This window comes from Labrys sp. HAY1-8F, assembly GCF_056754975.1.
Window position 1 is genome coordinate 803726 of sequence record NZ_JBPGWZ010000001.1, and the last position, 12626, is coordinate 816351.

At 63.6% G+C, this 12626-nt stretch carries 12 protein-coding genes; 6 read left to right on the top strand and 6 right to left on the bottom strand.

What is annotated here, in order from left to right; genetic code table 11:
* Nucleotides 1-20 precede the first annotated feature (20 nt).
* The 3 genes from ACR9ZN_RS03700 to ACR9ZN_RS03710 form a co-directional block, all read right to left on the bottom strand.
* Entirely contained in the window at nucleotides 21-1010 is a 990-nt protein-coding gene (locus tag ACR9ZN_RS03700; protein ID WP_481271948.1) for an ABC transporter substrate-binding protein, read from the bottom strand.
* A 227-nt stretch (nucleotides 1011-1237) separates the two neighbouring features.
* Nucleotides 1238-2272, bottom strand: a complete 1035-nt coding sequence (locus tag ACR9ZN_RS03705; RefSeq protein WP_481271397.1) for an NADP-dependent oxidoreductase — start codon at nucleotides 2270-2272, stop codon at nucleotides 1238-1240.
* 243 nt (nucleotides 2273-2515) lie between these two features.
* Nucleotides 2516-3403: an IclR family transcriptional regulator gene (locus ACR9ZN_RS03710; RefSeq protein WP_454817766.1), complete on the bottom strand. Its 888-nt coding sequence runs from the start codon at nucleotides 3401-3403 to the stop codon at nucleotides 2516-2518.
* A 136-nt stretch (nucleotides 3404-3539) separates the two neighbouring features.
* Here ACR9ZN_RS03710 and ACR9ZN_RS03715 point away from each other — a divergent pair, with 136 nt between their 5' ends.
* From ACR9ZN_RS03715 to ACR9ZN_RS03730, 4 genes are all read left to right on the top strand, one after another.
* The gene (locus ACR9ZN_RS03715) at nucleotides 3540-4292 is read left to right on the top strand and encodes an enoyl-CoA hydratase/isomerase family protein (protein WP_481271398.1); all 753 of its coding nucleotides are present in this window, start codon (nucleotides 3540-3542) and stop codon (nucleotides 4290-4292) included.
* A gap of 2 nt (nucleotides 4293-4294) precedes the next feature.
* Nucleotides 4295-5446, top strand: coding sequence for an extracellular solute-binding protein (locus tag ACR9ZN_RS03720; RefSeq protein ID WP_481271399.1), 1152 nt, complete (start codon nucleotides 4295-4297; stop codon nucleotides 5444-5446).
* Nucleotides 5447-5463: 17 nt separating this feature from the next.
* On the top strand, nucleotides 5464-6657 hold the full coding sequence (locus ACR9ZN_RS03725; RefSeq protein WP_454817760.1) for a CaiB/BaiF CoA transferase family protein: 1194 nt from the start codon (nucleotides 5464-5466) through the stop codon (nucleotides 6655-6657).
* Nucleotides 6658-6749: 92 nt separating this feature from the next.
* The gene (locus ACR9ZN_RS03730) at nucleotides 6750-8021 is read left to right on the top strand and encodes an MFS transporter (protein ID WP_454817758.1); all 1272 of its coding nucleotides are present in this window, start codon (nucleotides 6750-6752) and stop codon (nucleotides 8019-8021) included.
* Nucleotides 8022-8107: 86 nt separating this feature from the next.
* Here ACR9ZN_RS03730 and ACR9ZN_RS03735 read toward each other — a convergent pair whose 3' ends face one another.
* Nucleotides 8108-8566, bottom strand: coding sequence for a cupin domain-containing protein (locus ACR9ZN_RS03735; protein WP_441770646.1), 459 nt, complete (start codon nucleotides 8564-8566; stop codon nucleotides 8108-8110).
* 49 nt (nucleotides 8567-8615) lie between these two features.
* Complete coding sequence (locus ACR9ZN_RS03740) at nucleotides 8616-9527, bottom strand: fumarylacetoacetate hydrolase family protein (RefSeq protein ID WP_481271400.1); 912 nt, start codon at nucleotides 9525-9527, stop codon at nucleotides 8616-8618.
* A 233-nt stretch (nucleotides 9528-9760) separates the two neighbouring features.
* Here ACR9ZN_RS03740 and ACR9ZN_RS03745 point away from each other — a divergent pair, with 233 nt between their 5' ends.
* Nucleotides 9761-11077 carry an amidase gene (locus tag ACR9ZN_RS03745; protein WP_481271401.1) on the top strand — a complete coding sequence of 439 codons (1317 nt, stop codon included), beginning with the start codon at nucleotides 9761-9763 and terminating at the stop codon, nucleotides 11075-11077.
* A 30-nt stretch (nucleotides 11078-11107) separates the two neighbouring features.
* On the opposite strand, the gene cnbZ is transcribed toward ACR9ZN_RS03745, so the two are convergent.
* Nucleotides 11108-11878 carry a 2-amino-5-chloromuconate deaminase CnbZ gene (gene cnbZ / locus ACR9ZN_RS03750; RefSeq protein ID WP_481271402.1) on the bottom strand — a complete coding sequence of 257 codons (771 nt, stop codon included), beginning with the start codon at nucleotides 11876-11878 and terminating at the stop codon, nucleotides 11108-11110.
* A gap of 158 nt (nucleotides 11879-12036) precedes the next feature.
* Between cnbZ and ACR9ZN_RS03755 the strand changes: the two genes are divergently transcribed.
* Nucleotides 12037-12612, top strand: a complete 576-nt coding sequence (locus tag ACR9ZN_RS03755) for an N-acetyltransferase family protein (RefSeq protein WP_481271403.1) — start codon at nucleotides 12037-12039, stop codon at nucleotides 12610-12612.
* The last annotated feature ends 14 nt before the right edge of the window (nucleotides 12613-12626 follow it).

The window sequence follows — 12626 nt, forward strand, 5'->3', positions numbered from 1 at the left end:
TCTTCCTTGGAACGAAGCATTCAGCTGCCGCCGGAAATGCGAGGCTCATCGAAGAAATAGTCCGAAAGACTCTTCGGCTCGTTCTTGATGGCGCCGACGCGGTGCAGGAACTGGCCGAGCCCCAGCGTGTTGTCGGGGGCGATCTTGAAGCTCACTTCCGGGTTCTTGATGATCTGCAGGAGCAGCTTCCGGTCGGTCTTGGCGCCCGTCACCTCCAGATAGATATCGGCCGCCGCCTCGGGATTGTCGCGGATGAACTTGGCGGCTTCATCGAGACCGTCGAGGAAGGCCCTGTAGGTCTTGGGGCTGTCCTTGACGAATTTCTCCGTGGCGTAGAGCACCGTCGAGGAGGCCGACCCACCCTGCACGTCATAGGATTTGAGAACGATGTGGGCCTTCGGATTTTCGGCGAGTTCCTGTTCCTGGAACGGGGGATTGCCGAAATGGGCCGTGATTTCGGTGCCGCCCTTGATCACCGCCGCGGCGGCTTCCGGATGCGGCAGCGCGACCGAGATCTGGTCCAGCCTGGCATAATCCGCATCGCCCCATTGCTTGGCCGAGGCCCATTGCAGGATGCGCGATTGCACCGAAACGCCGACGGCCGGCAGCGCGATGCGATCCTTGTCGGTGAAGTCGGCAATCGTCTTCACATTGGCGTTGTTGGTGACGAGGTAGTAGGGGAAATTGCCGAGCGAGGCGACGCCCTTGACGTTCTGCCTGCCGTGGGTGCGGTCCCACAGCGTGAACAGCGGTCCGACGCCTGCCCCCGCAATGTCGATGCTGCCCGATAGCAGCGCATCGTTCACCGCCGCCCCGCCCGAGAGCTTGACGAATTCGACATTGATGTCGATGCCTGTGGCCTTGCCGTGCTTTTCGAACAGCTTCTGCGCCTGTGCGACATTAAGCGTGAGATAGACGACGCCGAATTGCTGGGCGATGCGCAATTTGCCCTCTTCGGCCCGTGCCGCTGAGGCGATCAGCAACCCCGCGCCGGCCAGCACCCCAACCATCGCCCGCAAATGACGTTTCATGAAACACCCGCTCGTCGCTCAGAATCCTCTCAAATATAGAAAGTCTATTGAATTAGTCAATTTTATGCGAAACAGCGATTCGCGCCGCCGATAGGCTGCCCGGCTCGCTGTTTGTTTGCACGCAGCCCAGGATCGAGACCGGCCAATGCCCATTCGGCGAGCCGACCCCGCGGGATAGCCCGGCTCTCGAGGGAGAGGCTCGGACGCTATTCGGGGGCAACACGCACGGCGAGCTTGCCGAAATTGCGACCTTCGAGCAGCCCGATAAAGGCTTCGGGCGCCTTGTCCAACCCGTCCACGATATCCTCCTTGTAGCGAAGGCGCCCCGAGGCGATCCATTCCGCCGCCTCCCGATAGAAGGCCGGGCGCTGGTCGGCGAATTCGCGCTGGATGAAGCCGCGGATGAGAAGGCTCTTGCTCAGGACATCCCGCATCACCGGCGGCAGGCGGTCGGGGCCGGGATGGGCATCGGGGCCTGCATTGTATTGCGCAATCAAGCCGCAGACAGGGATACGGGCAAAATCGTTGAGCAGCGGAAACACCGCATCCCATACCCGGCCGCCGACATTCTCGAAATAGATGTCGATCCCCTCGGGGCAGGCAGCAGCGAGCTGCGCGCCGAAATCGGGAGCATGGTGATCGACCACGGCATCGAAGCCGAGTTCATCCCGCACGAAGGCACATTTGTCCGCGCCACCGGCGATACCGACGGCGCGGGCGCCCTTGATCCGGGCAATCTGACCAACAACCGAGCCGACGGCGCCGGATGCGGCGGCAACGACGACGGTCTCACCTGGCTTGGGCTGGCCAATCGTCAACAAACCCGCATAGGCCGTGAAGCCGGGCATGCCGAGCACCCCGAGCGCCGTGCTCACCGGTGCCGCCTGCGGGTCGAGCTTGCGCAACCCCGCGCCATCGGAAAGCGCGAAGCTCTGCCAGCCGGAATGGGAGAGCACGATGTCGCCCTCCCTGTAATCGGGATGGCGCGAGCGTATCACGCGGGCGACGGTGCCCCCTTCCATGACGTCGCCGATCGCCACGGGCTTGGCATAGGATTTGGCCGCGCTCATGCGGCCGCGCATATAGGGATCGAGCGAGAGATAGAGGACCTGGAGAAGGAGCTGCCCCTCCGAAGGCTCGCGGACCGGCACATCCTCGAACCTGAAATTGTCGGGCGAAGGTGCACCGACGGGCCGGGAAGCGAGCACTATTCGCCGATTTACAAGGGTTGACGTCGTCATGATCAAGCCGGCCTCCATTTAACCTGTTTCAAAACGCTCGTTCCGGCCACGGAATGCCCCGCACCGGGAATAGGATGCCTGTTCCATTTAAGGGCGTTTGCGGAAAAGTCATCGCAAGCCTGCGCACATTTTCACGTAATCGCATTCCGGCACGCCCCTAGGGAGGCCTCGATCTCAGGCAAACGATGCCGTGCGCTCGGATGAGCCTGGCCAGATGTTGTCCCCCACCTCGACGACGTCGCCTCAGTCCGCAATCGCCTTGCGATGGCCGAGGACGAGAGAGATTTCGTCGGCAGCCTCGGCTGTGGCCCGTGTCGCTTCCTCCAACGAGGTTGCGACGGTCTTCATCGGCAGGAACGGGACGGTCAGCACGGCAATTGTCTGCGCGTGCATGTCGAAGATCGGGAAAGAGACATTCGTAACGCCCGACACCACCAGCGAGGGGCGCACATCGTGGCCTTGGTCCTGCACGGTCGACAGATGGCTCTTCACGGCCTGCATCGACTCGCCCTCGGCCAGATGGCGCTCCACGCCAATCAGGACGCGGCGGCGCTGCTCCTCGGGCAAGCCCGCCAGCAAAACCAGACCCGAACTGGTCTGGTGCGCCGGAAAGCGAGCGCCCACCGAGACCGAGTATCGCATGCTCAAAGGTGAATCGACCTGGCAGACAATGGTCACTTCCACGCCGGTCAGCACCGCCAGATGGCAACTTTGCTGGATCGTATCGGCGAGCCGTCGCATCGGTCCGATCGCCGCCTCGCTCAGCGTGCGAATGCGCGGGGTGGAATGCGCCAGCGAGAACAGGTGCAGGGTCAGGGAATAGCGGTCGCTCTTGGGATCCCGCTCCAGATAGCGCCGCCGCTCCATGAGCTGGATAATGCGATAGACCTCATGAATCGACCGCCCCACTCCTGCTGCAATCTGGCTCTGCGTCAGGGGTATTTGGGTAGCCGCCATGTATTCCAGGATATCGAGCGTTTTCTCGGCCGCTGGCGCCCGATAGGGCTCGGCCTCCGCTTCGGTCGGGCCGCCTGTTGCCTTCACCGCCTTTGCCAATCTCGCTCTCCCTCCGGGCACGCCCACATCGCCATCCACCTTGTGCATCGGAAAGCTCTTGTCACGCAATTTCATATATGCAAATACTTTGTATTAGTAAAAACAAAACGACTGCCCCCTCTTCGCCGAGAAGGTCGGGACAGGCGCAGGTTATCGCCGCGAAACGAGGAAACGCATGAGCCAAGAAGAGCCAATCCTTCGAGACGAGCTGTTGGCAGGAGTCGTCCGGCTCCGCTTCAACCGGCCGGAAAAGATGAATGCATTGTCGACACCGATGCTGCGGTGTCTGGAAGGCCATCTGGATCAGATCGCGGCCGACCCCAGCGTCCGGGTGGTCGTCCTTGAGGGCGTCGGCGGTAAGGCCTTCGTGGCGGGGGCCGACATTGCCGAATACCAAGGCGGTCAGCACGCTGCATTTGTGGCCTATCAATTCGAGAGCCGCCGGATCTTCGACAAGCTCGAGGCATTACCCAAACCGGTCATCGCTGCCATCCGCGGCTATGTCTTGGGTGGAGGTTTCGAGATTGCGCTGTGCTGCGACATCCTGTTGTGCGGCACCAGCGCCCAACTCGGCCTGCCCGAGGGCCGACTCGGGCTGTCACCGGGCGGCGGCGGCACGCAGAGGCTCACGCGTGCCGTCGGGCGCTCCATTGCCTCCGAGGTAATGCTGGCTGGATGGCGCCTGAGCGGCGAGCGCGCCTTCCAACTCGGCCTTGCCGCGGAATGCTGCCTCGACGAGGCGCTGGACGAACGGGTACTCGCCCGCGCCCGCGCCATGCTGAAGATTGCTCCCCTGGCCCAGGCCGAGATGAAGCGATTGATCCGCCAGGGTTTCGATGCCCCGCTGCCGGTGGCGCAGAGCTTTGAGCAGGAGGTGCTTTTTCGCCTTTATGGCACACAGGACGGACAGGAGGGTATCGACGCCTTCCTGGAAAAGCGCGACCCGCTGTTCTTGGGACGATGACGATGCATGCGATACAGGAAACCCGGCATGTCGGCCTGACCTGGGACCACCCTCGCGGCTATGGACCGCTCGACGCGGCGGCCGGCCGTGACAGCGAAGCCGGGCTGCGTTGGGATCGCCAGCCGCTGGAGGGTTTCGAATCCCATCCGATCGGCGAACTTGCTGCCCGCTACGATCTTCTGGTGCTGGATCATCCCCATATCGGCGAAGCCGTGGCTCTCGATTGCCTTGCGCCACTCGAGGCGTTCTTCCAACCCGAGTTGATCGCCAGTTGGGCGCAGCAATCGGCAGGACATGCCATGGCGAGCTATGCCTGGGCCGGGCGCCATTGGGCCCTGCCCATCGACATCGCGACGCAGGTCATGGCCTCGCGTCCCGATCTTTTAGAGGGGCCGTCACCGCAAAACTGGCCCGAGGTTTCGGCACTGGCAGCCGACAGCCCCGTGGCCCTGTCCACCGCCGGCCCGCATGCATTTCTCTGCCTGCTTTCGATCGCGGCCGGGCTGGGGGAACCGCTCGGCGATGATGAGCCTTTTCTGTCGCCCTCCACGATCGAGGGCGCGCTTTCCATCCTGGCCGACCTTCATCGACGCACCCCCGCCTGGACGCGTGCGCTCAATCCGATCGAACTTCTGGAGGCGATGAGCTGGACCGACGATCTCGCTCTCGTGCCGTTAATCTATGGCTATGTCGGCTATGCCCGTGCCGATCAGCCCGGCCACAGGCCCGTGAGCTTCACCAACGCGCCCGCCGGGTCTACCGGGCGGCCCGGCAGCGTGCTCGGCGGCACCGGCATCGCCATTACCCGGCGCGCCCGGCCCGACCAGGCACTACTCGAGCACCTCGCCTGGCTGATGTCATCAGAGTCACAGCGCGACTTCATCCCACGCCATGGCGGCCAGCCGGCCAGCCGAACCGCCTGGGAAGACCGGGCCGTCAATCAGGCCAGTGGCAACTTCTACCGAGCAACACTGCCGACCATCGAGCACGCGATGATACGGCCGAGATTCGATGGCTACATCGCCTTCCAGACCCAGGCCTCCGCCAACGTCCGATCCGCCCTGCAGGGCGAAATCACCCCGTCTCAGCTCACCGCGACCTTGCATGATGCCTGGCACGAGGCGCGGGCGGCGGCGCGCGGCCCCAAATTCTGACATTGCGGAGAGACCTCATGGCCGACAAGGCTCTAGATCATATCACCATCCTCGACCTCAGCCATTTGCTGCAGGGGCCGTTCGCGACCCAGCTCCTCGCCGATATGGGCGCCAACGTCATCAAGGTCGAGCGCCCGGGCCAGGGCGACCTCTTCCGCACCCTGACTTTCAACAATCGCTGGGTCGGCGGAACCGAGAGCCCGAATTACCTGGCCTGGAACCGAAACAAGCGCTCGATCGCCCTGGACCTGAAATCGGCGGATGCCAAGACCGTCCTGTACAAGCTGGCCGAGACGGCAGACGTAGTCGTGCAGAACTTCCGCCCAGGCGTGCTGGCACGCCTTGGTTTCGGCTATGAGGATTTCCGCAAGATCAACCCGCGGATCATCTACTGCTCCGGCTCGGGCTATGGGGAGAGCGGCCCCTATCTGAGCCGTCCGGGCCAGGACATGCTGCTGCAAGGCCTCACTGGCATCGCCGCCGCCACCGGCCGAGGCGACGGTCCGCCCGTGCCCGTCGGCTCGGGATTTTCCGACCAGGTCGGCGCCATGAACATGGTCTACGGCATCCTGACCGCACTACTCTGGCGCGAACGATCGGGTAAGGGCCAGGAAATCAAGGTCAACTTGATGTCGGCAATGCTGGCCCATCAAGGTCAGGAGATGCTGATGGCCATGAATTTCGGTCAGGATTTCCAGCGCCCGCGCTCGGGCATCGGCCATCCCGGCATGGACGCACCCTTCGGCGTCTATCCCACCAGCGACGGCTGGATCACCATCGCCATGAGCCCCTATCGCAGGCTCGTGGACGTTTTGGGCGATGCTTCCCTGCTCGACTATGACGATCCCAAGCTGCTGTTCGAAAAGCGCGACGAGATCTGGGAAAAGCTGGCGGCCCTGACAAAGCTGCGGACGACAGCGGAGCTGATGGAAGCGATGCTCGCCGTCGACATCTGGTGCGGCGAGGTCAAGACACATTTGCAAGTCACCGACGACCCGCAAGTCCACCATCTCGGTGCCCTGAGCCACTACGACCATCCAACCGCCGGGCGGGTCAAGGTCGTGGCACCGGCGGTGTCGATGAGCGAGACGCCCGCAACGATCGAACGGCACGCGCCGCTGGTCGGCGAGCACTCCCGCGAAGTGCTGGCGCAGGCCGGATTCTCGGCGGAGGAAATCGACGCAATGATCGAGCGCGGCTCCCTCGCCTAAAACATCGTGCCGAAAAGTGGACGCCAGTTTTCGGCAAAAACGATGCTGCAGGCCTGATTCAAGAATAATCGACAGTTTGGAGGAAAAGCGCGATGCTGCGCAATGTGCGCTGGCAGTTGGCCAGCTTGCTGTTTCTTGCCGGGGTAATCAACTATCTCGACCGCGCGGCGCTCTCCGTCGCAGCACCACTCATCACCACCGACCTCGGGCTCGATCCAGCCCAACTCGGCGTGGTCTTCAGCAGCTTCTTTTTCGGCTATACGATCTTCTGCTTCATCGGCGGCGCCGCGGCCGATCGTTATGGCCCGCGGCTAGTCCTGATCGTAGCGATGACGCTGTGGTCGATCTTTTGTGGCCTGACATCCCTGGCTTACAGTGTCGGCAGCCTGCTGATCCTGCGCATCGTCTTCGGCATGGGAGAAGGGCCGTTCAACACGACGATGGCGAAATTCGTCAGCAATTGGTTCCCTCGCGCCGAGCAGGCCAGCGCCATTGGCATCGCCAATGCTGGCACACCGCTGGGTGGCGCCATCGCCGGGCCGATCGTCGGGTTCGTGGCGATCACCTTCGGCTGGCGAATCTCGTTCGTGGTGATCGCGGCGATCGGCCTTGCCTGGGTCCTGCTCTGGGCCCTCAGCGCGACCGATCGTCCGGCGCAGCACCGGCGCGTCAGTGAAGCCGAGCGGCGCGAGATCGAAAAGGACCAGGAACCCGCCGGGGGCCAGGCCCGCCAGTCCCTTGCCTTCTATCTCAGCCAGCCGGCCGTATTGTCGACTGCCATCGCCTTCTTCGGCTATTCCTACATCCTCTATTTCTTCCTGACCTGGTTTCCCAGCTATCTGACCATGGCCCAGCATCTGAGCATCAAGGACATGGCGGTGGTGAGCGTCATACCCTGGAGCCTGGGCTTTCTCGGCCTGGCTTCGGGCGGTTTCGTCTGCGATCGTCTCGGGCAGCGCTTGGGCAACCAGTTGGCGGCCCGCAAACTCGTCATGGTCGTCAGTCTCCTGGTGGCAGCCGCGATGGTAGCCCTGGCCGGCACGGCCTCGACCGTGGAGGTCGCAGTGGGTCTGATGGCCGTCTCGGTGTTCTTCATGTATCTGAGCGGCTCGACCTACTGGTCGATCATCCTCGCCATCGTCGAACCTCGGCGTATCGGCGGCGTGGCGGGCTTCGTGCATCTCATCGCCAATCTGGCGGGAATTGTGGCCCCGATCGTCACCGGTTTCTTCGTCGAGAAAAGCGGCAGCTTTACCAGCGCCTTCGTCCTGGCCGGTGGCATCGCGACAATGGGGGCGCTTCTGGTGGCTTTCCTGGTACGCGAACGCCAGGAATCGCCGAGACACGTCGAAACAAGGAGCTAGGACAAACAAGCGTCCGGCCAGCAAATACCGCAAATGATGGACATCCCGCAGATCCCTCTCGATCGAGAGGAATCTGCTTGGTCCGATCAGCCCAGTTTCTCATGGATAGGCGGGCCGACGATCTCGACCTTGAAGCGTTTGCCGACGGCCTGCGCCTTGGCCAAATCGACAATTTCGGGACCCAACTCGTTGAAAGCCGCGATGGCACGGTCATAGCCGCCCGGCGTCATGATGTTCATCACCTTGACTGGCGGCTGGTCCGGCTTGAGATTGTCGAAGGTGTGGGCGACGCCGGGCGGAAAGGTCACGAAGTCGCCGGGGCCGGCCTCGAAGATCTCCTCATCGCCCTGGACCGTGAGGATGCCTTCGAGCACATAGAAGGTGTCCTCCTGGTCCTCGTGCCGATGCAAAGGCGGGCCGCTGCGATAGGACACCTCCCCTACCATCAGGTCGAAGCGTCCATCGCTCAAATCGCCCGACGACTTGACCCGCCAGGGCGCGACCACAGCGCCGTCGCCATGGCGGACCACTCTTGTTCTGGCCATCTCCATCTCCTCTCGTGATAGTAGCTGCGCACTTATGCGGAACCGCGGATCAGGCCGCCGCGCGAACCTTGTTGATGAGGACGCCAAGCCCCTCGATCTCGCAGACGACCTCGTCGCCCGGCTTGAGGAAACGGCCATCGGCAAGGCCACCACCGGCGCATGTCCCCGTCAGAATCACGTCGCCCGGCAGCAGCGTCATTCCTCGGGAGACCTCGGCAATGAGCTGCGGCACCTTCCAGACCATCTCCGCAGTGGATGCCTTCTGGCGGATCTCGCCATTGACCCGGCAGGTCATCGCCAGCGGATAAGGCTCTGCGAGTTCGTCGGCCAACGTCAGCACCGGCCCGAGCGGGCAGGCATTGTCGAGGCCCTTGGCCTGCGTCCAGTTCTTGCCGTAGCTCTGATTGAGGGCCGGGAAATCCTCGTTCATCTGGAGGTCGCGATAGCTCACATCATTGGCGACCGTATATCCCGCGACATGGTCCAGCGCGCGCTCCGCCGGGATGTCCCGACCGGCGCGTCCGATGACGATGGCGACCTCCACCTCGTGATCGAGCTTGGCCGATACCGGATGTGCGAAGATCGGATCGCCGGGATTGGCGACCGATGACGGGGTCTTGACGAAGAAGAACGGCTTTTCGGGCATCTTCACCCGCGCTTCCGCATCATGGCCGGGATAATTCACGACATGGGCGAGGATCTTCGACCCCGTCTCGATGGGCGCCAGGAGCCTGGCCTGGGCCAGGGGAACCGAGCCGGCATCGCCGGCGGACAGAATCCGGCCGATCAGCGCTGCACGCGTCGGCTCATCGGCCAGCAGGAACAAGCGAATGTCGCGGAACATCGGGGCCAACCATGCCAGTCCGGCAGCCTGGGCGGCCCTTGGCAGACTGTGCAGCCGGTCTCCCTTGACCAAGCCGAGTTCGGGCCCATCCGCCCCCAGAAAACGGGCAATCTTCATATCCACTCCTTCACAACAGCTCATGCAGATCAGTTCTTGGCAGCAGGGCTCAGCCATGGTGGGCGAGCCGTCGCCTCGGTGGATATCTAGCCCTCGCCTTTATGGACACGGAAGGCTGCCCCGCGCGGACACAGCGTTCGCCCCGACGAGACAGTCTGTCCTGCTTCACGGGGCTATTGAGGGCTGGGGCAGCCGCCTAGGCTGGCGCCACTATCGATAGGGGAGACAGCGGCATGGAAACGATCCGAGACGGGCTGGAAATGGTCCTCGGGCGTATCGACGGTGGCGACAGTGGCCGGCATGTCTTCACCCGCCTCTATCATCAGGCGGCCCGAGCCGCGGCCGATGCGGCCGACGCCCGCCGCCGCACCGGGCTAACGCTGGGACCCCTCGACGGCACGCTGGTCTCCATCAAGGATCTCTTCGATATCGCCGGCGAGGTCACGCTGGCCGGGTCGCAGGTCCTGGCCGGTGGGCAGCCGTCCCGGGCCGACGCCCTTGTCGTGAGGCGTTTGCGGCGGGCAGGCGCCGTCATTCTCGGCAAGACCAACATGGTCGAGTTCGGCTTCAGCAGCCTCGGCCTCAACCCGCATTACGGCACACCGGCAAATGCGGTGGCGGCGGAGCGCATTCCGGGCGGGTCATCCTCGGGGGCAGGCGTCTCGGTCGGCGAAGGCACCAGCGAGATCGCGATCGGCAGCGACACGGCCGGCTCCATCCGGGTGCCGGCAGCCTTCAACGCTATCGTCGGCTTCAAGCCGACGGCCGGGCGTCACCCCAGGGACGGCGTCCTGCCTTTCTCGCCCTCGTTCGACTCGATCGGGCCCCTCGCCCGCTCGGTGCAGTCCTGCGCGGATGCCGATGCAATCATGGCGGGCGAAGAGCCCCGGGGCCTTGCGCGTCAGCAGATTGCCGGCCTGCGCCTAGGCATACCGGCAGGCCGGCTGCTCGACGGCCTCGACGACAAGGTGGCCGATGCCTTCGAGCGGGCCAGGCGCCATCTGTCCGATCGGGGCGCCGTCGTGACCGATATCACCATCGACGATCTCCTGACGGCACTGGCACAAGCCATCCCATCGGCATCGATCCCGGCGATCGAGTCAGCTGCCATTCACTGGCAGGTGCTGCAGGACGGCGAAACCCACATCGATCCCCGGGTCGCCAGACGCATGCGGCAGGGCAGCGAGGTCACGGCGTCCGCCTATATCCGGGCCCTGCGCGAGCGTATCAGGCTCTGCGCAGCCATGGATGAGCGGCTGCGGCCTCATGATGCCCTCATGCTGCCGACGGTCGCCATCACACCGCCGCTGTTGGCGCCGCTGATCGGCGATGACGCACTCTATCTCGCCACCAATGCGCAGGTCCTGCGCAACACCGTCATGGCCAATCTGTTCGATCTGACCGCCATTTCCTTGCCCTTGCCGTGGTCGAGCCTGCCGACGGGCCTCATGCTCGTCGGCAGGCATGGCAGTGACCGGCAATTGCTGGAGATTGCCGCTGGCGTCGAGGCGATCCTGCCAAAATCACCATCTATCGAGCCAGGGCACTGAGAGCAGCCCGTTCAACGTCCTGGAGCCGCTTCAGACCGCAAGCACCTGCTCGTCATGGACGGCACGGCAATCCATCTCATATTCGAGGCCCTCGACCGGGGGGCGGCAAAAGTGCCAGTCGATCCCCGCATGTCCTGCCCCTCGCCGCAGAATCTCGGTTTCGAGGAAGGGATGGATGTCGCCGAGTGTATAGACATGGGTGGCCGTGGTATCGCCCCATGCCATGTCGAAGCTCGCAAGCCGTCGTTCCATCTCGCCGAGCACGAAGGCCGCCTTCTCGCGCATCGCATCCGGCGAGGTGTCGCCAAGACGAATGATGCGCCCGGCATAGGGTCCGTCGACGGCCCTGGCTTCCCCACTGCCCGATATCACGAAACTCGGCGCCGGACTGATCGGTGGAATCGTATTTTGGGGAACCGTATAGGAGAAGGCGTGGAAGACCGTCTGCCGCGGCGCTTCGACTTTCGGGCAGACATTGGAACGTGCAACCGGATTGGTCTCCCCGTCGAACAGGCCCCAGGCGCGCAGCGTCTCGACATAATGCTGGTTGAAGGCCCGGAAACCGGCATCGCTGAACTGGCCGGGCGAGCGCAATTCGCAGGCACAGAAGGCCGTCAGCGGACGGCCCGCTTCCCGCAATGTCCGCCCGATCAGCCCGAACCCTTCCTCCAGTGAAACCGGCCTGGCAAGGCGATGGCGCCGGATGGCGTACCCCTCAAGAGCCGCAACGCCGCTGGAATACTGGAAAACGGCCGGTATGAAACGATAGCCTCCCGTTTCGAAGATCTTGGTGGCGGACATCCTGTTCTCCCTTGCAATCACATGTATCTGCTGCCTTGGGTATCGGCATCGGATCGGGGACAGAAGCCTCGCCGCCGGAATGGCCTGTCCAGAAATTTGGACAATCTCGACCGCCGATCCGTTGTATCGAGATGATCAGTCCAACCGGGGATTTCGCCATGCAGGACCACCTTGCCGCCGAAGCCGAAATCGTCTGCCGCAAGGCGCGCCAGGAGGATTTCAGCCCTGCAAGCGAGCTCCTGAACCGCTATCATGTCGATCGGCTCAGTACCGAGGAGCGCCAGGACGGCTTCATCTCCGCCCTGTTCACGCCGGCCCAGTTGCAGGACATGGCCGAGGAAATCGGCGTGTTCGTCGCCGCTTCCGAGGGGCGGATCCTTGCCTGCCTGTGTTGCTACGACAGTGCCTCGCCGGCCCTGCCGCCGCCCTATCGCACCATGAGCGGCCATTTCGACAAGTGGCTCTTTCGCGGCACAGCGCTGTCGGCATGGCGCTGCTTTGCCTATGGGCCTGTCTGCATCGATGTATCGGCCCGCGGCAAGGGGCTCCTGCGCCGGCTTTTCGCCGCCATGCTGCCGGAGGTCCGGCAGCGCTACCAGGCCGGCACGGCGTTCGTCGCCAAGGCCAACCCCCGCTCCCTTTCGGCCCATATCGACCAGCTCGGCATGACGCCGGTCGGCGAGTTCAGCCATGCCGGCCAGGATTTCGTCGCCCTCGCCTTCGCTATCGACTGAAGGGACGGCGACAT